Annotated in this window: 14 protein-coding genes; 2 read left to right on the forward strand and 12 right to left on the reverse strand. The window is 36.9% G+C overall.

Annotated features, from left to right (window positions below; translation table 11 throughout):
• Window positions 1-46: 46 nt before the first annotated feature.
• The 5 genes from ACFQU5_RS06680 to ACFQU5_RS06700 form a co-directional block, all read right to left on the reverse strand.
• The gene (locus tag ACFQU5_RS06680; protein WP_390285995.1) at window positions 47-949 is read right to left on the reverse strand and encodes a fumarylacetoacetate hydrolase family protein; all 903 of its coding nucleotides are present in this window, start codon (window positions 947-949) and stop codon (window positions 47-49) included.
• Window positions 950-1,136: 187 nt separating this feature from the next.
• Entirely contained in the window at window positions 1,137-2,291 is a 1,155-nt protein-coding gene (locus ACFQU5_RS06685; RefSeq protein WP_390285997.1) for a DUF418 domain-containing protein, read from the reverse strand.
• A gap of 218 nt (window positions 2,292-2,509) precedes the next feature.
• Window positions 2,510-6,226, reverse strand: coding sequence for a helicase-exonuclease AddAB subunit AddA (addA, locus tag ACFQU5_RS06690; RefSeq protein ID WP_390285999.1), 3,717 nt, complete (start codon window positions 6,224-6,226; stop codon window positions 2,510-2,512).
• On the reverse strand, window positions 6,207-9,728 hold the full coding sequence (gene addB, locus ACFQU5_RS06695) for a helicase-exonuclease AddAB subunit AddB (protein ID WP_390286002.1): 3,522 nt from the start codon (window positions 9,726-9,728) through the stop codon (window positions 6,207-6,209). The genes addA and addB overlap by 20 nt, the downstream gene beginning before the upstream one ends.
• A gap of 173 nt (window positions 9,729-9,901) precedes the next feature.
• Window positions 9,902-10,552, reverse strand: coding sequence for a TVP38/TMEM64 family protein (locus ACFQU5_RS06700; protein WP_390286004.1), 651 nt, complete (start codon window positions 10,550-10,552; stop codon window positions 9,902-9,904).
• 443 nt (window positions 10,553-10,995) lie between these two features.
• On the opposite strand from ACFQU5_RS06700, the gene ACFQU5_RS06705 reads away from it, so the two are divergent.
• Window positions 10,996-11,688, forward strand: a complete 693-nt coding sequence (locus ACFQU5_RS06705) for an AzlC family ABC transporter permease (protein ID WP_390286548.1) — start codon at window positions 10,996-10,998, stop codon at window positions 11,686-11,688.
• Window positions 11,685-12,008, forward strand: coding sequence for an AzlD domain-containing protein (locus tag ACFQU5_RS06710; RefSeq protein WP_390286006.1), 324 nt, complete (start codon window positions 11,685-11,687; stop codon window positions 12,006-12,008). The genes ACFQU5_RS06705 and ACFQU5_RS06710 overlap by 4 nt, the downstream gene beginning before the upstream one ends.
• 122 nt (window positions 12,009-12,130) lie before the next feature.
• On the opposite strand, the gene ACFQU5_RS06715 is transcribed toward ACFQU5_RS06710, so the two are convergent.
• From ACFQU5_RS06715 to ACFQU5_RS06745, 7 genes are all read right to left on the reverse strand, one after another.
• On the reverse strand, window positions 12,131-13,300 hold the full coding sequence (locus tag ACFQU5_RS06715) for a PDZ domain-containing protein (RefSeq protein ID WP_390286008.1): 1,170 nt from the start codon (window positions 13,298-13,300) through the stop codon (window positions 12,131-12,133).
• A 153-nt stretch (window positions 13,301-13,453) separates the two neighbouring features.
• Entirely contained in the window at window positions 13,454-14,896 is a 1,443-nt protein-coding gene (locus ACFQU5_RS06720) for a S41 family peptidase (protein WP_390286010.1), read from the reverse strand.
• A gap of 152 nt (window positions 14,897-15,048) precedes the next feature.
• Window positions 15,049-15,633, reverse strand: a complete 585-nt coding sequence (locus ACFQU5_RS06725; protein WP_390286012.1) for a peroxiredoxin family protein — start codon at window positions 15,631-15,633, stop codon at window positions 15,049-15,051.
• A 188-nt stretch (window positions 15,634-15,821) separates the two neighbouring features.
• Window positions 15,822-17,123 (reverse strand): murein hydrolase activator EnvC family protein, encoded by a 1,302-nt coding sequence (locus ACFQU5_RS06730; protein WP_390286014.1) that lies wholly within the window; start codon window positions 17,121-17,123, stop codon window positions 15,822-15,824.
• 75 nt (window positions 17,124-17,198) lie between these two features.
• Entirely contained in the window at window positions 17,199-18,095 is an 897-nt protein-coding gene (gene ftsX, locus ACFQU5_RS06735) for a permease-like cell division protein FtsX (protein ID WP_390286016.1), read from the reverse strand.
• Window positions 18,085-18,771 carry a cell division ATP-binding protein FtsE gene (gene ftsE, locus ACFQU5_RS06740; RefSeq protein ID WP_390286018.1) on the reverse strand — a complete coding sequence of 229 codons (687 nt, stop codon included), beginning with the start codon at window positions 18,769-18,771 and terminating at the stop codon, window positions 18,085-18,087. The genes ftsX and ftsE overlap by 11 nt, the downstream gene beginning before the upstream one ends.
• A gap of 322 nt (window positions 18,772-19,093) precedes the next feature.
• On the reverse strand, window positions 19,094-20,302 hold the full coding sequence (locus tag ACFQU5_RS06745; RefSeq protein ID WP_390286020.1) for a DUF4097 family beta strand repeat-containing protein: 1,209 nt from the start codon (window positions 20,300-20,302) through the stop codon (window positions 19,094-19,096).
• Between the last annotated feature and the right edge of the window lie 97 nt (window positions 20,303-20,399).

Here is a 20,399-nt window from a genome sequence, read left to right on the forward strand (position 1 = left end):
TTTAAGATTGGAAAAGGCATTTTACTAGACATTTCATGGTTTATGTTTATTCAAAACGATTCGAAAGTGTCCCAATTCCTTGAATTGAAACCTTAACTTCATCCCCAGATTTCAAGAAAGTCGGCGGATTCATGCCTTTGCCAACCCCAGCAGGCGTACCTGTCAAAATCACATCGCCAGGCTCAAGTGTTACATATGTTGAAAGAATGGAAACTAATTCTTCAATAGGGAATACCATATCCGCTGTTGAACCATTTTGTCGAATTTCCCCATTGACTTTAGTCACAACTGTTAAATTTTGAGGATCCGTGATTTCATCTTTTGAAACGATATATGGCCCTAGTGGACATGTCCCATCTAAACTTTTTCCTAAGAAAAATTGTTTGTGGCGCTCTTGTAAATCACGGGCAGTCAGGTCATTTGCGATTGTGTAGCCAAAAATATAATCAAAGGCAAGATTTTTTGGGATATCTTTTCCTTTTTTTCCGATTACTATCGCTAATTCACCCTCGTAATCTAGTGAATTCGTTTTTCCTTCATGGATTGACAGCACTTGCTCATCTGCTGCAATTGAAGTTGGTGACTTTGTAAACACTACAAGATCTTGAGGAGCTGCTTCTGCCCCCATTTCTTTTGCATGCTCATTATAGTTTTTACCAATGCATATAATATTTTTTGGTGTGCGAGGAATAGGTGATAGCCATTCTATATCAGAAAAGGAATGCTTAAATTGTGCAACTTGTTCTGATTTGTCTGCAGCTTCAACTAATTTACGAATTTGTTCAACAAAGTCAAAACCTAACGCAATTCCATCAATAATCTGTGTTGGAAAAGAAGGGAGAATTTTAAGTTCCTCTTGTATCGCTAGAACATCCCAAACCGCTTCTTCTTTTTTTACTTTCGGACCGAATTTCACTTCTCCATTTAATTTGAACGATAAAATCTTCATAAATAAAGGCTCCTTCTTTTTTCCTTTGTTATCTTCACATTCTTAAAATCTATTAAATGAATGCGAGATTAGTTTCATCATACATCAAATTTTCTGAAAATGCTCATATCTCAAATAAGAAATTTTTATCAAATTTTCTGTGAGTACTACTGAGCTTATTAAAAGAATAGTTTAGCATTATATATAATTATCTATAAGTTAATTTCTTAACGGCAAGCTCTAAAGGCCCCTGTTTAAACTTAGTAAACCAAAGCTCTGCAAAAATGACTTGGATGACAAATATGCCAATAGCTATAAATGTCCCCATTTGAACATCTACTTCTCCATATAAGCCTAATCCAAAGTTATAAAATACTAATGAACAGATAATGGATTGCATGATATAAAGAGTAAGGGACATGCGGCCAGCCTTGGCCAGTGGTTTAAGAAGCTTTGGCACTATCGGAATCATACAAAGGCAAACAATCACACCAATATAGCCGATTGATAGAATCGGACCGCCTACATACACTTTTAAATAGTCCAGCAAGTAAGTACGAGTAAATGTAAATGGCGCACTTTTTATGAAAAGTCCTAAAGCTAAACAAATAAGCGTCAATGTTATCCAAAGACCCTTTAGTTCTTTCCCTCTTTCTATAAGACGCCATTTTGCGAAGGCTGCACCAATCAACATATACGGTAAAATTGTCAATAACGAGGTAATCCACATACTGAGCCCCATTTGAACCGACAAGTCATCCAACCTTTGAAGGAAAGCATCTGTCCAGCTCCCGATTCCATAGGCAGTGACCGCATTATTAATCATTGTAATGTCAACTGCCAGTTCTTCAACCTCCATATTTGACATCCCTGATAATACAAAAATACCAATAAAAAATAGCTGCATGATTCCATTAATCACTACTCCAAAAGTTAACAGCCAGCCACTACCGAAGCGAAGAAATAAAATGAGGAAAAATGCGCAAAATGCGTACATCGTTAAAATATCTCCCCACCAAATGAAAAAGGCATGCAGTATACCAAGAATAAAGAGTATCACCAATCTTTTCGGAGCAAATTTATAAAAGTTAATGCCTGTTCTTTCAGCCTTCATATATTGCATTGCAAGCCCATAGCCAAAAAGCATGGAGAATAAAGGATAAAAACTACTTTGAACATAAATGTCCAACGTTTGATGCCAAATGATATCTTTGGCTTCGGTGAACCAATTACCCAAATCAATATGAGGCATCGGTAAATAGAACGCGAACATATTCACCAGTAAAATTCCTAGCAAACTAAATCCGCGCAAAATATCAAGAGAATCGACTCTCTCATTTAAAGTCGTGGGTTGAAAATTCACAATGGGTTCTCCTTTTCGAATAACAGATTAATAACTTACCTAAGGTTATTTTACATGATAAACCAACTTCGTTTTATAAAAAGCCTATTAATTTTGTAAAAATTAATAGGCCACAGACTATTGATTAAACCCTCGCATACAGGTCAGGGTGCCTCACCCATCAACTCAAGAACATTTTTTATTATCGAGCCGACCCTTTCCTCCCCGCAACGTTTAAGTTATTCTAGTCGAATTTCTTTTTCAGCATTGTATAAATACAACACTTTTTCATCGACTTTCACTTGTAAAATTGACTCGATCGCCTTACTATAGATTCTTAATTGAACACCATAGCGTTTCTTCATTTCATTCGTTAAATAAGGTTCTTCTGAAAACGCAGGTAAGATTCTATCTGTTTTATAATCAAGCAAAACCCATTTGCCATCCTCATCTTCAAACAAACAATCCAAGATCCCTTGAACGATTTGGGAATCTCCCTCTTCATCTTTCATACTTAAAGTAAAAGGTATCTCTCGATGCAATTGTTTTGCACGACTAAAACGCTGTCCAATATTACTTAAAAAGAATTGAACTACTTTTTCAGGGTCAACAACTTGGATTTCATCTGCTGATAGCAACTTTCTTTCGACTAACAAATTTAAGTAGACTTTAATTTCTTCTATATTAGAGAATCCTTCTTGAGGTGCATGCTGCATCACTGTATGAACTACTGTACCAATCTCGGTTGCAGATAATTTTTTTTCTTGTAAAAACAGAGGTCTTTTCTTTGCTGAAACCAAAGAGGATTGCATGACATGTGTCTCAGGTTCTTCCTCACGCTGCAATGTCTCTATCCGTTTTATTTCAGAAACACTCGTTTTAGATTTTTTTGTTACAGAGCTATTATAAGGATAAGGTGTAGTAAATCGGTTCTTTAATTTACTGATCAATGTTTCATCAACCTTATGTTCTGCCTGTTCTGCCAAATCAACGTTCTCTTCCGAATAGTAACTATTCATAAAGGACGTGTTCGCTAATGGTGTGATCACCCATTTAGTCTCATGGTCAATCGCACGGTATTCCTCATCACTGAATGATTTAAAGGACTCATGCCTTGCTACTGCTGGTCCAATCCAGTCCAAGTAATTTTTAGCACGCGCACGTATATACTCCGGCAACATAACATCCGTTGGAAGAGGTTGTACTTCCACCCAATTAGAACGAACTTTTTCCCAATCTTTCACTGAACCTACCAGGATCAATTTTTCCTTTGCACGTGTCATGGCCACATACAATATCCGCATTTCTTCAGCCTTTAATTCGAGAATTTTCTTTTCTTTCATTGCTAAAAACGGCAGTGATGTATACATGATTCGATCATCAGGGTCAATTGCCTTTACAGCCAGTCCAAATTGTTGGTCAAAGAGGTATGGATTGGTAAAATCCATTTGGTTAAAATTGCGGCCCAATCCAGCAGCAAATACAACTGGAAACTCAAGCCCTTTAGATGAATGAATTGTTACGAGTCGTACTACGTCATCCTTTTCCCCTATGGACTTGGCAACACCTAGATCATCTCCACGAGACCGCATACGATCGATAAATCGTAAAAATCGGAACAAACCACGGAAGGATGTTTTCTCATACATTAAGGCACGGTCATGCAAGGTTCTTAAGTTTGCTTGACGTTGTTTTCCGTTCGTCATAGCACCAACCATTTCATAGTAATTCGTGTCGATATAGATTTTCCATATCAAGTCGGATAAAGAACCTCTCCGCGCTAAATTTCTCCAGGAATCTAGTTGGTTTAAAAACTTCTGTAATTTTACCGCTGTGTCAATATTAAGACCTGACTGTTCTTCTTCAACAAATTGTTTTACTGCATCATAGTACGGTGCCTTTCGGTTAACAAGGCGTATTTTTGCCAATTCATTTTCTGTACAGCCAATAAATGGCGCTCTTAAAACAGAAGCTAATGGAATGTCCTGGTAAGGATTATCGACAATCTTTAACACATTTAACATAACCATGACTTCTAATGCTTCAAAATACCCTTTTGAAGATTCTGCATATAAAGGAATACCGGCAGACTTAAACTCTTCAACCAAATCATTCGACCAAGTCATAGAACGCATTAAAATAACAATATCGCTATATTGCATTGGTCGGATGCGTTTTGTCGGATCCTTTTGTTTGGCATCATAAACGGTGGCCCCACTGTCAATAAGTTCACGAATTCGTTTAATAATAAAACGTGCTTCTGCTTGCGATTTTTTGATTTCTTCGTCTATTGACGCTTCCATTTCTGCTTCTTCAGTTTGTATAGAATCTTCTGTTTCTTCATAAAGAATGGCTAATTCAATCGGCATATCTACATCATTATAAGGAGCACCTGGTTTTAGTCCCGCTTTTTCATCATAGTGGATTTCCCCTACCGTCTCGCCCATTATTTGTTCGAAGACAAAGTTCGTCGCATGGAGTACTTCTTTTCGGCTACGAAAGTTTGCATTCAAGTCAATTTTCAAGCCATTTGAAATGGGGTCTTCGTCAAACTGATTGTATTTATTTAAAAAGAGCATTGGTTCAGCAAGTCGGAACCGATAGATGGACTGTTTTACATCGCCCACCATAAATAAGTTCCCATCAATTTCGCTGCCACTTTTGACGAGCTGTAGTATCGTTTCTTGCAGCATATTTGTATCTTGGTATTCATCGACCAATACTTCTTTAAATTTTTCTTTAAAATCTAATGCGACAGGTGATGGATGTAATTCTCCATTCTCTTCGACTGTTAATATTTCAAGAGCGTAATGTTCTAAATCCGAAAAGTCCACAAGCCCTCTTTGAAGCTTTGCGGCTTTAAACTTCTCACTAAAGCTTTCCGTTAATTCGACTAATGTCTCAATAATCGGTGCCATCAATCGAATCTCTTGTAGCAGGCGTTCCGGTTTACGCAAGAAGAAAGATTCTTTAAGTTGTTTCACTACGTCTTTGGCTTGGTCTCTTTTCTTCTTCGCCTTTTTTTGAAGTTCCGGGTCACAGCTATCCTTTGGCATTCTTGCTAATGTAGACCATTTTAATTTGGCAAAGAAGTCATATGCTTGCTGCCAAGTTCCATGCGAAAGTATTCGTCTTGCTTCCTCAATTAATTCACTATCAAGTCGAGCCGTTTCTCCATAGTTATATGGACCATCTGGCTTCAAAGAATACTGACGGACTTCTTCGATATGTGCAAGAGCTTCTTCCAGACTAAACTTAATTGAATTTTTTAATGGTTCTATGAAGTCTAGCTCATCAATTGTAATATTTTCAGGTAAATCATATTGATTAGGTAAGGATTGTAACCATCTTGTTGGTTCTGGATGTACCCTTGACGTGTCATACAATTTATCAATTAATGTTTCGATTGCTTGGTCATCGCGATCTGATGTAAAGCTATCGACTAAACGATAAACTGCATTTACTTTCTCTTCATCCTTTTGGTCATAGGCCTCTTCCAGCACCTCTGCTAAAACATCATCACGCAATAAAGCAGATTCGCCATCATTGGCAATTCTAAAACCAGGGTCGATTTCAATAAGATAGGCATATTGGCGAACAATGGCTAAACAAAAGGAGTGCAGGGTAGAAATTTGAGCTTTGTTCACTAAGCTTAGCTGGCGTCGTAAATGCTGATTACCAGGATCCTTGGCAATCTCTTTTTCCAATGCTTCTGCCATACGATGCCGCATCTCGGCTGCCGAAGCATTTGTAAAGGTTACAACAAGAAGTTCATCAACATCTATGGGATTTTCACTCGAAATGACCTTTTCGATCATTCGGTTTATTAGTACTGCTGTTTTACCTGAACCAGCGGCTGCCGAAACAAGCGTGTCTTGTCCAGTAGCCCAGATCGCCTTCCATTGTTCATCTGTCCAGGTAACATCAGGTCGTTTTTCAGGAATTATCAGCCCCATTGTTCTTCATCTCCTCTCTTATTTTTGAAACAATGTTAATCGGTTTGTCTGCCTGTAGTTGATGGTAGAATTGCTCCTGGTCGGTTGTGTCAAATTGACATACTGATTTAAAACTACAGAAGTCACAGGCTGTACGTCCTTTTAAACGATATGGCTGAATCCCCGTTTCACCGCTTAAAATACCCTCTCCCGCTACTTTATGTTTATGTCGAACGTATTGTTTAATCTGGCCCATTTCACTAGGTTGTACAATGCTGGAAAAATGAGTGGATGCAGTGCCATCTTTATTTATTTGTACTGGAACAATTTTTGACTTTCCGTCAATCTCCAACTCCTCGTCCATTGCAATTAACGATTCCGTATTTTCGGATAGAAGCCCCTTCATGCGATACTTCCTTAAACGTTCCAACTCAAGTGTTACCTCATCTACTTCTTGCTCCATTTTCAAGATGGGATTATGGACATGCACATACAATACGCCCGCTGGATCCACATCTCCATCAAACCAAACATCCGAATTTTCAACGGCGACATCTAAATACGTTAATAGCTGTAGTGAAATCCCATGATAGACCTCATTTAAATCCAGGTCACGACTAGAAGATTTATAGTCAATGACACGCAGATAAGATTTATCTCCAATTTTCGCACGATCAATTCGATCGATACGACCTTGAATGCGCATTTTTTTTCCGCCCGACAAATCAATTTCTAATGGTGGCAGTTTTTCATTAGGACCAAATGCCGCTTCAATCGCAACCGGCTTAAAGAAGGAATTTTTAGCATGCTGGGATAGTGCCATCATCGTTCTTTCTACAATTCTCATTAATTTTCGTTGTATATAACGATAGCGAGCACTACTTAATAAAATTTGATGTGAAAAAACGGGTACGATATGTTCAACTGCTTGTCGAGCAAGCTGGCTGCATTGCACTTTCGATAATTTATTCCACTGTAAATTTAAACGTTCTGTTTCAAGCGTGATCCATTTCAATGCCTCATGGAATAAATCACCCATTGCAAAGTTTTCAAGTCGGTAAACTGCCCTTTCTTCTAATCTCAAGCCATAGGTCGAAAAATGTGAAAAAGGACAGCGATAAAACTTTTCGACGCGAGACACACTCGAAGTTAACTCGGTTCCGTATAAGCTTTCGGTTACTTCAGCTGTTAGTTTTTCTGCAACATTTTTCTTTACCAGTGGTCTCATGACAGCTTGCAGGGCATACTTCCACTCATGATCTTGTTCATAAAATGCCTTTAACGCCATCCATTCTGGTGCTAACTGCTGGGAATACTCCGCCTGTCGTAATTGCATCATTAAATAGGCTAATGAAGTTCTAGGATGCTGCATGTAAGAAAGTGCTTTACTTGAATCTAGTTCTTCAATCGGATCATTCAGTACTCGGGTATGTGGACATGTTTTGACTCCATCCACCTCGAACAGCTTATGCAAACGATTAATATAGAGAGAAGGCAGTAAAGCTTTACTTTCTTCATCTGAACTAGAATAAGTGACATATAATCTGTCAGTTGGAGAAGAAAAAGCACGATAAATTAATAAAGATTCTTGTAAAAGACGATGTTTGGAAGTAGGTGATAACTCGGTATCTATTTCTGCAAACCAACCTCTTTCTACATCAGTTATTAATCCTTCATAATCCATACGCATCGGATACACACCATCATTTACGCCAATGACAAACACGGTCTTTTTGTTATCAAATCGGGAAAATTCAACTGTTGAAACCGTTACTTCGTCTACTGAAGGTGGAATTTTAGAAAAATGTAGCGTATCAAAACCTTCATCCAATATTTGTGCGGCTTCCTCAAGTGTCAGTTTTTGATCACCAAACAGAAGGGCAAATTGTTCTAAAACATTGATCCAACGATTCCAAGCTTGGTCATGTTCACTGGCGCCATGCAGGTCTTGCTCTTGTAATTCAGTACTTTTTAATTCCTGCAATTTCTCGTAAACTTTCAACTCATCTATGCAGCTATAGAGTGCCGTAGCGATTTCTCGACCAGTTTGTGCCTTCTTTAATTTTTCTTGAAGTCTTTCCAAGGGCGCCTTGATGATTTCTCTCATTTCATCTATTAGTTTTTGCATTTCAATTTCTTCATCGGTTTGTTTTTTAGAGTAAAATTCTAAACCACGATATTTTTTGTAAAACCATCTGGAATCCTCAAACCACCGATAACCATAAATTCCCTGCGCGATAATAAAGTTTTCAAAGAGGTCAGCCTTTTCTCGCATTGCTTTCAAATCACTTTTTAACGGAAAGAACAAATCCGTTTTTACGCTTCTAAAAACTGGCTCGTACTGCCAATTTGACGTCACCACTTCCAAAATTGATCGACTAAATTCAATTAATGGATGATGCAGCATTGTCTTTTTTTCATTTGTAAAAGTAGGGATATCATATTGAGCAAAAATGGTTTGAATTAATGGATCGTATATATCCGATTGCCGATACATAATCCCGATATCCCGGTATCGCATTCCTTCATCTTTTACAATTCGACATATTTCCCGGGCAATTGCATGTATCTCTGCTCGTCGGTTCGCACCTTCAATTATCTGCACATAGCCATCCGCTTGAATTGGTGCTGCAACTGCTTTATGAAATTGCTCTTCAACATGCTGTAAATCATGATTATGAAAACGATAATTATTTTCTAAATGAATAAGAGGTTCAACTTCAATTTGAAATTTATATGCTTCCTGAAGTAATTTATCGTACATAACAGCCGGTCGATAAAATACAGCTTGGTCATCATACTTGTCGTTAGGATCCTCAAAAGGCAGAATGACTGTCACTCTTTTAGCTAACGACATCAACTGTTTAACAATTTCAAACTCTCTTACTGTGAAGGCTGTAAAACCATCAATATAAATATGTGCTTCTCTTATATTTTGTGAGTTTTGGAGTTGTTCAAGCAGGACTGGATAGTACCCTTCACTATCAACAAATCCATCCCCTAGTACTTCTTCTAATTTTGTTAAAATCAACTGTAAATCTTTTGCTTTAGCGATTAACGTATTGGGAGCTGATGTATCTTCTAATTTGCTGATTGCTTCATTTAAAGTCTCACTGTCAATGTTATATTGGCTAAACTCTTTTATAAGCAGCTCAATTTCCTTTGTAAATCCACGTTTATCCGCCGCTTGACGGAATAATGAAAATTGCTCTTTATTTTCTGCAAGCAAACGACGAATGAGCATTCGATAACCAATTTTATCGATTTGTTCCTTCGCTATTCCACCTGTTTCCTGTAAGATATACCACGCTAAGCGCTTAAACGTCATAACCTGAGCTCGAATAATTCCTTCTATGTCATATTGATTAGTGAGTACATATTCTGCCTGGTACGACATTTGGTCCGGAACGATTAAGTAAATCTGGGAGCCTAAAGGTCGTTCCTTTAATTCTTTTACGATTTCCTGGTGTATTAAAGTAGACTTTCCTGTACCGGCTCGTCCACTTATGACTCGTAACGACATGACGTTCCCTTCTTTCCTTGGAATTATTACATCTATTATAACAGAATATACGTTCGTTTCATTACTATCCACTACTTTAAAATCTATTAGTAATTGTATAAAAATGAACGTTATCTATCTATTATAATAACTTTTTTATCATAACTATCGTTTTTTGAATTAAAAAAGAGCGATCATAGTAATCGCTCCTTCTTAACAGACATTTTCATCTTTTTTTTATCCGCTTCTGCTCTTAAGTCTTTCTCAACTTTTTTATTTAAATGTTTTTCGATTGCCTTACCAACAACCCATAATAGGAAAATCCCCACACCTGCAAAAATTAATTTAATGGGGTCTGTTAAGAGCGCCTTTAAGTCATAGCCAAGTACGCTCATACTCGCAATCATGACGAATTTACCTGCCATAATAGCAATCAAATAATACTTTTTCTTGATATTAGAAAGACCCGCTACGATATTCACAAGGACCGATGGTGTGAAAGGAAAACAAAGTAGGATGAACAACGGGCTTAACCCTCTCATATCAACCCATTTGATCAGTTTTTGCACCTTTTCCTTCCCTATAAAAACTTGAAGCCGTGGATGTCTGCCAAATCTCCGGACAAGTAAGAAAACAACATAGGAGCCAAGTACGGTTCCTATCCATGACAGCAAAAACCCTATCCATAACCCATAGGAGCTTGCATTAGCAACAACAATCACTACTAATGGAAGGAATGGAAGAAAGGCCTCAATGAATGGAAGCAAAATACCAATTAGCGGTCCAAGTGTCCGATAATGTGCTGCTAAATTTTCAATATTTTCTACTGTAAAAAAATCGTTCACATGTTCCACCTCCAGCTATTATGGACTAATGATTGCATATACTTATCAGCTTTATAAAGCCTGCTCCTTGTCTGAAACCATCGCATACCTCGGGAAAATTTATTGTTACTATCTTTTGCAAGATTATCCAAAATTAAACCGTTAATTCGATATTATTGCTACTCTTTTTATCTTTCTATTCCCAAAAAAAACGGTCTTCAAATGAAATCTACCAATATTTTTTATATGATTTTAATATAGTAGAATGGATTTTTAAAGTAATATCACTAATCTGACATAAATAACGGTATAAGTTGTATTTAGTTCCTATTTTCTTGAAATACAGATTTACTTTACATGGAAGTCTTTATTAATGTTACTATTTTAGTAAATAACAAGACTGAATTTTTTCTAGAAAGGAATAAACGAAATTGAGTACCCACTTAAATTTAAACGAGTCAACGATGACAACCGATTCATTCTCACAAGGAATTAAAGATTGTATTCCAACCCTATTAGGCTATATTAGCATCGGCATAGCTTTCGGTGTGATTGGTATCACTTCAAACCTTTCAGTGCTTGAGATTTTTCTCTTATCCGTACTTGTCTATGCCGGATCTGCACAATTTATTTTTTGCGGTTTATATGTAGCAGGTGCACCATTTTCGGTCATTATTATTACAACTTTTGTCGTGAATTTACGTCATTTTCTAATGTCTCTTACGGTCGCTCCTCATTTAACACGATATTCACCGCTGCGTAATATTGGTTTTGGTACATTATTAACCGATGAAACATTTGGTGTCGCTGTTACAAAGGTGATGAAGGATAAACATCTAGGCGGCAATTGGATGGACGGTTTGAACCTAACTGCTTACCTTGCGTGGATTGCATCATGTACGGTTGGAGGAATAATTGGCAAATGGTTGCCAAATGCAGAAGACTGGGGATTAGACTTTGCCCTTCTCGCTATGTTTAGTGCATTGCTAGTGCTGAACTTAAGTAGTGTCGGGAAAAGCAAACTCATGCACTACTTAAAGTTAATCGCATTGATGGCTATCCTTCTGTATGCTTTTTTATATTTCTTGCCGGGGCACTTAGCAGTACTAATTGCAACAATGATTGTTGCTACGATTGGGGTGGCAACAGAAAAATGAGTATATCATTAGAAATGTTATTATTGATGCTCGGTTGTGCTCTTGTCACTTGGATTCCACGAGTCACCCCTTTTATGTTAGTTCGAAACATACAATTACCGGACGTCGTGCTGCGTTGGTTAGCTTACATACCTGTCTGTATTCTGAGTGCTCTTGTGTTAGAATCACTTTTTCACGCAGAAGGAAATTTCGTGACCTTTGATTGGCTAAACTTAGCAGCTTTTGTTCCTACTCTAATCGTAGCCATCTGGACAAAAAGCTTGTCCAAAACTGTTATCGTCGGAGTAGTTACGATGGCGATTTTGAGGTTAATCATTTAGGTGACTTATTCTTGTACAATAGGCATATTTCAATTAAAGCACTTCAATAATCATCACAAAATCTAAAAGAGCGAAGACGTTTTATAGTCCTCGCTCTTTTTATTCAATCGATATAGTTATTACTATTCTGCCACTAACAGCCCAATACGATGGTGATCACCGTGATAGACAACATGTTGGGTTAACCGAACTTCATTTTGATGGTTCAGGACTTCCAAGCGACAATGCGCAGCATTAATTTGCAATGCTTCATACAACTCCCGTTCACTATGAACCTCTACACCATTCACTTTTCGTATAATTTCCCCGACATCCAGCCCCATCTTTTCTGCCGGCGAATTAGGCAATACACCTGCAATCATGACACCACTTGATTTCGCGGATACTGCATAAACATCCTTCTGTTCACGCGCTACAAAACGAATAGCAATGCATATTCGTGCAACTAGACCGGTGATTAGCATCACATATCCTACAAATGGAACAAAATAAGCAACAAGTCCACCAATGATGACTAATTCCCCTAAAATAATAACGGCACGACCGATTTTCGGATATAAATAAACCGGTAAAGTATGTCGACTCATCTGTTGGAAACCTATAATCATTGGAAATAGAACAAGAGAAAACTGTACAGAATCCAAAGAAATTTGTGGCCACCATGGGAAATAAGCATCGATTACATTCCCTGGAATGACAAAAAAGATCGGCAGCACCCAAATTTTCTTACTTAAAAAGGCTACAGCTTTCAATCCTCTTTTAGAGCTTTCCACAATTGGCGACGCATATTGAGCACCGTATTTACGAATTAGCATTCCTTCTGCAACCAGTAATAATCCTGCTAGTACTGCCACTGTTACGGCTAAGCCTTTATTCGTACTCACACCATTAATTTCTATTCCCAATAAGTTGATGGACACATTAAAATGGTTAAATAAGAAAAGTGTCACAAAACTTAATGTGAATAGTATAATCGGCGAAAGAAAATGAAAGACGTAAATAATAAGTGCGATGAAGCTGATAATTGTCGCAACATATAAAAATTGAATTGGCAATGTTAATCCAAAGCCGATTGAAAGAATGGAAATACATAAGGAAATAAGTATTCCTTCCTTCAATAACCCTATCGCTTCAGACCATCCCCATAAAATACGAATATGGAAAAACTTTCTTTCCCTTTTTACTCGACGATAGCCTAAATAGATAGCCATGATTATTGCTATATAAAAAATTGGATTCATAAATAATCGTCCAATTGCTCTAGCAACCTCTATTAATATTTCAGTAACCATTTTTCCACCGCCCGTTTACACTAACTAATGTCATTGTATCAAACGAGCAATCAATTGCGTAGATAGAATCTGACTATTTCGGCATAAAATTGTATTTTTCCTGCAAACTTGCATTCATTGCATAGAGGATTTTTTGCCCATCTTTCAAGATAGCTATATATCACCTTTTAAGCGATTCATCATCACACTAATCCCCATGTTTAATTGTGCATCATTTTCAGCATTTTCTTTATAGGATGTAACCTGCTCTCTGATACTTGCAAAGAATTCATCATCCATATGGCGTCCATCTTTCAGTTCATTTTTCTCACGATAAAGCACAACCGCCTCAGCCGTGTCTTCATCATAGAAACCATCCGTTCTAGTAATACTATAGCCAAGTCCACTTAAAACTTTTTGAGTATAAGCAATCTCTTCCTTGAAATCCCCTTCAGCATATTCCCCAGTTAAAGGAATAATTTCAAGGGAAAATAAAGGATGCGGTTCCGCTTCAATATCTGCTTTGATTCCTTTTCCATGAATCCAATTTCTCTCAGGTGTCAGCCATTTATTTGTCGATAATTTTAATTCTCCACCATTATCAAGACCCCATGTTTCTTGAACAGTTCCTTTACCAAAGCTTTTTGATCCAACAATCAATGCACGTTTCCAGCTTTGAACTGCCCCTGCCATTACTTCACTTGCCGATGCGCTACCTTCGTTTTGCAGAATAACGATTGGATATTTTTTCATTTTTTCCAAATAAAAATCATCTACTTCAAGTTTCGATGTTTTTAAAGGCTCCATAGCCCCTTTCCCATTCTGCATATAGGCAAAAACAGAATTATCCTTTTCAATGCTACTTACAACAGCTGCTACGCTATGTAAATATCCACCCGGATTATCACGGAGATCTACAATAATTCCTTTAACATCTTCACTTATTAATTTAGTTGTCGCTTCTACCCATTCTTCTGCAGTTTTTTCTCCAAACATTGATATAGATACATAGCCAATATTTGTATCATCAACGGAAATCACCTTCGAAGCTACTGTATCATTATTGATTTCAGCGCGTTCAACACTAACTTTAATGTGACGTTCTGTACTTGGTCGGTATAAAACAAGATTTACTTTTTGGCCAGCTTCCCCTTGAATCATTTGCATCAACTCACCAATTGTTTTTCCATCAAGTCTTTCTTCATCTACTTGTACAATTTCATCATAAGGACGAATTCCGGCTTTCTCTGCTGGAGACGATTTGACAGGTGAAACAACGATGAATTTTCCGTTTCTTTCCGTGATTTCTATCCCTATCCCTACGCGTTGTCCAGCCAAAGTCTGCTTATGCAATGCCGCTTCCTTTTCAGTATAGTACGTACTATACGGGTCTTTAATCGCACCGGCCATACCTCTTATTGCCCCTTCAATCAATGCAGCTTCGTTCGTACCATATACAGAGTTTTCTGTAATTAGAGAATAGGCTTGGTCAATGACAGCAACATCACTTACCTTCGTTCCTCTTACCACAGTTGTTTTCGAATTTTGCCAAAATATAAATCCAGCTATGATTAAACAAACCGCTGCAATTAATAAAAAAAATCGACTTTTCCTCATTGTTTACCCCCTCTCGTTCACTCTATGAAAAAACAAAAAGGGATAACACCTGGAAATGCCGATTTTTATATTTTGAAATACATTCTAGTAAGTAAATAAGTATTTTGTTTAAATGAATGTGTTATTTTTAAAAAAAGATAGCGACAACTCGCTCAATCTAAATTTTTCACATAATCTCTTAGGGCACTCTGATCAAGCGGACCTATGATTTGCTGCTGTATGCGTCCTTCAGTATCAATCATAAAGGTTGAAGGAATGGTAATAATTTGATAAAGCTTGTCGACCCCTTCTTCCTCCATTAGCGGGATTGGAAATGTTAGGTCAAAACTATCCACAAATTGCTGTACGGTTTTGATTTGGTCCACCGATCTTTCTGCATGGGTAATGTTAACGCCAACAATAACCGCATTATCATCTTTTGCATCCTCTTCATAATACTTTTGAAGATGGGGCATTTCTTTTTTACAAGGTGGACACCAGCTTGCCCAGAAGTTTAGGATGACTTTCTTGCCTTTTAATTCGGACAGAGTAAAAGTCTCACCTGTTAATGTTTGCAATGTAAAATTTGGTGCTATTTGTCCTTTTTCCAGCCCTTCTTCTTGGTCCAGGTTCATTTCATAGGATACCGTTTGTTCAGAAATAGCTTCGCTTGCTTCTATTTGATTTTTTATATAAGTACCCAGCATTATGACAACGAGTACCATCACTACACTAAGTCCAATTGCTTTTTTTTTCAATTTTCCACCCTCCAAGATAGAAAAATACATTTTGAAAAGAGCGAGAAAAACTTTATAATGGTTTTCTCTGTCTTAACCATCATCAGAATATCATAAATGTCGAATATTAAGAAATGATTTGTGTGTTATCAGACACAATAAAAGCAGGCTAATTGAGACAAACATGTCCTAGCCTGCTTTTGTAACTATTATAGTGAAATATAATTTAATGGATTTACGCTTCCTACACTTTGGCTTACCCATGTACCTACATGAATTTCAAAGTGTAAGTGAGATCCTGTAGAAGCCCCTGTGCTGCCCATGCCTGCAATTTGTTGACCTTTTGAAACTTGAGTTCCAACACCCACATGAATTGAGCTTAGGTGAGCATAAAGAGACGTGAAGATCTGTCCATCAATTGAATGTGTAACCATCACAACATTGCCGTATGTAGAAAGACTTCCTGCATATGAAACAACTCCGTCTGCCGCTGCTACAATAGGAGTACCTATACCGTTTGCGATATCGATTCCGTAATGGAATTTATAACTTCCTGAAATTGGGTGAATACGAGCACCATAAGGACTTGTATAACGACCATTCGCAGGTTTTGTCCAATTTCCTGCCGAAACTGCTGGTGCGGAACCACCACCGCCACTACTTACATTGTTATTAACATTATTTGCTGCTGCTGCTGCTTTCCTAGCTGCCTCTTGTTGGCGAGCGATTTCCAAAAGCCTTTTTTGCTCAGCTGCAATTTGAGCATTAATTTCATCACTGATTTCTACTGCTTCTTCATATTTTTCTTCTAATGCTTGTTTTTCACTAGCGATTTGTTTTTGCTGAGCCTCTAGTTCATCTATCAAGTTATCTTTCTCTTCTTTTTGTGAATTTAGAGATGCTTTTAAACTATCAAGCTCTGCTTTTTTAGATTCTAGTTCTTGTTTCTTATTTTCTAAAGTTGCCTTTTGTTCCTCTAATTTTTTCTGATCTTCCTTTTGTTCTTTCATGATTTGGCGATCAGCATCCATTAAAGTATTAACCGCTGAATAACGGTCGATGAAATCTACAAAACTATTAGCTCCAAGCAACACATCAAGAAAACCAACAGAACCATTTGCTTGAAGTGCACGTGCACGTTCTGCAAGCAGTTCATCTCGTTGATCGATTTTCTCTTGCAGTGCAACGATATCAGCTTTCAATGTTTCAATTTCACCAGCTGTTACCTCGATTTCTTGTTTGACTGTAGAGATTTCATTATTTGTATTTGTAATTTCGTCTGTTAATTTTGTAATTTGATCTAATAGCTTCTTTTGTTTAGCTTCGATTGTATTAATCTCGGATGTTTTTTCTTTGATATTACTATTTAATTGACTTTTTTGTTGCTCTACCTCAGATTTTTCTTCTTTTAAATCTGATAAACTAGCAGCATATGTAACGGGCATTTGGATAGCAAGTACAAGTACGGCAGCTGACATTATAATTCGGAATGGCTTTTTACTTATTTTCACAGATTAAGACCCCTTTCCACTTTCTTACACAAGTTTCTACTTTTTTATTCTACTTTTTTCGCAATGCGGGCATATTTATACCTTTAAGAATTTTCTAACGGACATAAAGCTTCCCCATATCCCGATTAAGACACCCATGCCTAGGATTAGTGCATTGACTTGATAAAGTAGCGGTGTTACATCAAGTAACTGTAATAATTCACCGTTCAATTTTGGTTGAATAATTTTATAAATATTAACATAAACAATTGATACCACTGTCATTGGAATAATAGCACCCAGAATTCCAAGCCACATTCCTTCTATTACAAATGGAATTCGAACGAAAGAGTTCGTTGCACCCACTAGTTTCATAATTTCAATCTCATCTTTACGGGCAATGATTGTAATTCGAATTGTATTCGAAATTAAAAAGATTGCTGTAAAGAGTAAGCCTACAATAAGGACTAAACCGACATTTCTACTTGTATTTAAGAAGTTAAATAGTTTACCAACCTTTTCTTCCCCATACTTAACGTCATTTATATTATCGAATTTTTCAATTTGCTTCGCTATATTCACTGTTTGTTGAGGTTCTTTTGCTTTTACATAAAGAACATTGTTTAATGGATTACTTTGTTCAAATAGACTTAGATCTTCTCCATAACTTTCAATCAATAAATCAAGCTCTTGTTCTTTAGATGAATACACAACATCTGCAACACCAGGTAAACTTTTTATTTCTTTCATAAGTTTATCTTCAGCTGCTTTTGCTTCTGCAGGATCTGCAAAGATTTCAATTAACACTTTAATTTCTACATCTTTTTCGATATCATCTGCCACTTTGTTTAAGTTCATCATGATGATTGTAAAGACACCAACTAATAGCAGGGTAACTGTTACCGCACTGATGGATGCAAACGTCATCCAACCGTTACGGCCAAGTGACTTTATACTTTCACGAAAATGTCGTCGGATTGTTCTACCCTTCATAGCCGTAGTCACCTCCGTATACATCACGCACAATTAAGCCGCCTTCAATGGCAATCACTCGTCTTCTAATGGTATTAACAATTTCACGGTTATGCGTCGCCATAACAATTGTTGTACCTCTTGCATTTATCTCTTCGAATATATTCATAATTTCCCAAGACGTTTCGGGGTCGAGGTTACCGGTAGGCTCGTCCGCTATAACAACTTTCGGCATATTTACAATTGATCGTGCAATTGAAACGCGTTGTTGTTCTCCACCAGAAAGCTCATTTGGGAACATGCGCACCTTGTGCTTCAAGCCAACCAAGTCTAATACTTCCATCACTCGTTTTCTGATGTCTTTTGGATTTTCCTCAATTACTTCCAAAGCGAATGCGACATTTTCATATACATTTAATCGAGGAAGTAGTTTGAAATCCTGAAAGACTACCCCTAATTGACGTCTTAAGTGCGGAACTTGTCGATTTTTTAGATTTGTTAAATTCATTCCCGCAATTACGACATCACCAGAAGTAGGTTTTTCCTCACGATACATTAATTTTATAAAAGTAGATTTACCAGCACCACTTGGGCCAACTACATAGACAAATTCACCTTTTTTTATATCAACAGAAATTCCATTTGCTGCAACAACACCATTTGGATATTTCTTTATAACATTATTCATTTGAATCATTTGATAAAACCACCTAAGTTTCAAGTTTCTATTAAATAGATTTTTTCACTCAACATCCATTATAGCACTCATTTACTCAGATTTTATTACATTTTCATTTCATATTTCTAGGTACCATGGAAAGTATTGAACAAATTTCAGCATTTTCCATGATAAAAGCACTATTTTATTTCTTTAATCTATTTCAAATTCCATAAATAGACAAAAAAACATTTCCATTTACACGTTTTCATTTCATATTCATTAGCAAGTGAAAGCTTTCATAAAATGGGATTTATCCACATAAAAAAACGAACCGCGTATTACGATTCGTTTTTTTTAGTTATTCTGCGATGTATCGAACGATAATTGTGCCTGTTCGTGATTCACCGTTTAGTTTTAATATATTCGCATTGTCGATTATTTTATCAAAGTGATATGTTTTAAGGAAGAATTGATCTTCTTCCGATCTCGTTTCAACATCCGGTAAACCTACATCAGCTTTTCCGAAGTTAGTTGCCACTTGTCCATCTAATGATAGAGATTTAGGTACATATAGTTCAACTGCACCCGCAACAGTTTGTGCTTTTACTTTACGAGCATCTTTTGCGTTTGTTGTAATAACAACTGCACCGTTTACAGATTCTGCTTCGACTTCTTGTAATTCCCCATCGATATAGATACGTCCGTTTACTGTTTCTGCTTCTAAATTTTCTCCTTTTACATGTCGAAGCTCAATTGCCCCATTACCGGTTTCAATATTAGCATGTTGGAAGGAGGATTCATCCACTTTTACAGCCCCATTATAAGTTTTTACTTTTAATAACTTCGATTCTAGGTTTTGAATCGTCACGCCTCCATTTAATAAACGGATTAACACAATATCATATAATTGTTCTGGTACGACTAAGCGTAAAGATACTTGAGACATCTTTGTCGTAACAGAAATTGTCAATTTGCCATTCGTTAAGTGCACAAACTTTTCTTCAAATTGGGCTTTCGTTTTTTCCTCATCATGGTCAATAAGCGACGTTTTCACTTGTGTTTCCACTAGTAATGCTTCACTTTCCGATTTAACAAGGTCCACTTTCCCGTTTGGAATGTCAATCTCGATTCCCTTTACTTCGCTAGCCTCGAAGGCATAGTTTTTATCAAACTGAACTTTTTCACCAAATGGAAATTCTAGATCAAAGTCTTTAATTTTAGTAAAGGTTGTGTTCATCAATCCCATTACTCGATCACTAAATTGAGATAAATCTTGTTTTAAATCATTCATAAATTCATCCATTTTTTTGTTTGCTTCTTTATTATTGAATGCTTTGCCAAAGATGTCTTCAAAGCCGGTTGTTTTAGATTTCTTTTCTTCATTATTTGTCTGTTGTTGTGTCGCACCGTTACTTTGTGCTTCATCTGTACTCTTTGTCAGAGGAACGATTGAATGTTGAGTGGAGTTTTGTTCTTTTGTTAACGATTCAAGTAAAACAATTGCCTCTTCAGCTGAGATTGTTCCGTTTTCAACCAATTTTAAAATGCGTTTTCGTTCGTTTTCCATGATAAAAAAAAGCCTCCCTCTATTTGTATATTTAGTTATACGCTGAGGGAGGGCAAAAAGTTTCATTTTCTGCTTTTAAATTTCGACAATTAAATGT

Origin of the sequence: Ureibacillus sp. GCM10028918 (assembly GCF_042666115.1) — a bacterium.
Lineage (GTDB): Bacteria > Bacillota > Bacilli > Bacillales_A > Planococcaceae > Ureibacillus.

Coding starts and splice junctions, on each gene's coding strand:
- ACFQU5_RS06710 (WP_390286006.1), top strand. CDS start 11,685: ATGAGTATATCATTAGAAATGTTATTATTGATGCTCGGTTGTGCTCTT.
- ACFQU5_RS06745 (WP_390286020.1), bottom strand. CDS start 20,302: ATGGAAAACGAACGAAAACGCATTTTAAAATTGGTTGAAAACGGAACA.
- ftsE (WP_390286018.1), bottom strand. CDS start 18,771: ATGATTCAAATGAATAATGTTATAAAGAAATATCCAAATGGTGTTGTT.
- ACFQU5_RS06720 (WP_390286010.1), bottom strand. CDS start 14,896: ATGAGGAAAAGTCGATTTTTTTTATTAATTGCAGCGGTTTGTTTAATC.
- ftsX (WP_390286016.1), bottom strand. CDS start 18,095: ATGAAGGGTAGAACAATCCGACGACATTTTCGTGAAAGTATAAAGTCA.
- ACFQU5_RS06680 (WP_390285995.1), bottom strand. CDS start 949: ATGAAGATTTTATCGTTCAAATTAAATGGAGAAGTGAAATTCGGTCCG.
- ACFQU5_RS06705 (WP_390286548.1), top strand. CDS start 10,996: ATGACAACCGATTCATTCTCACAAGGAATTAAAGATTGTATTCCAACC.
- addB (WP_390286002.1), bottom strand. CDS start 9,728: ATGTCGTTACGAGTCATAAGTGGACGAGCCGGTACAGGAAAGTCTACT.
- addA (WP_390285999.1), bottom strand. CDS start 6,226: ATGGGGCTGATAATTCCTGAAAAACGACCTGATGTTACCTGGACAGAT.
- ACFQU5_RS06715 (WP_390286008.1), bottom strand. CDS start 13,300: ATGGTTACTGAAATATTAATAGAGGTTGCTAGAGCAATTGGACGATTA.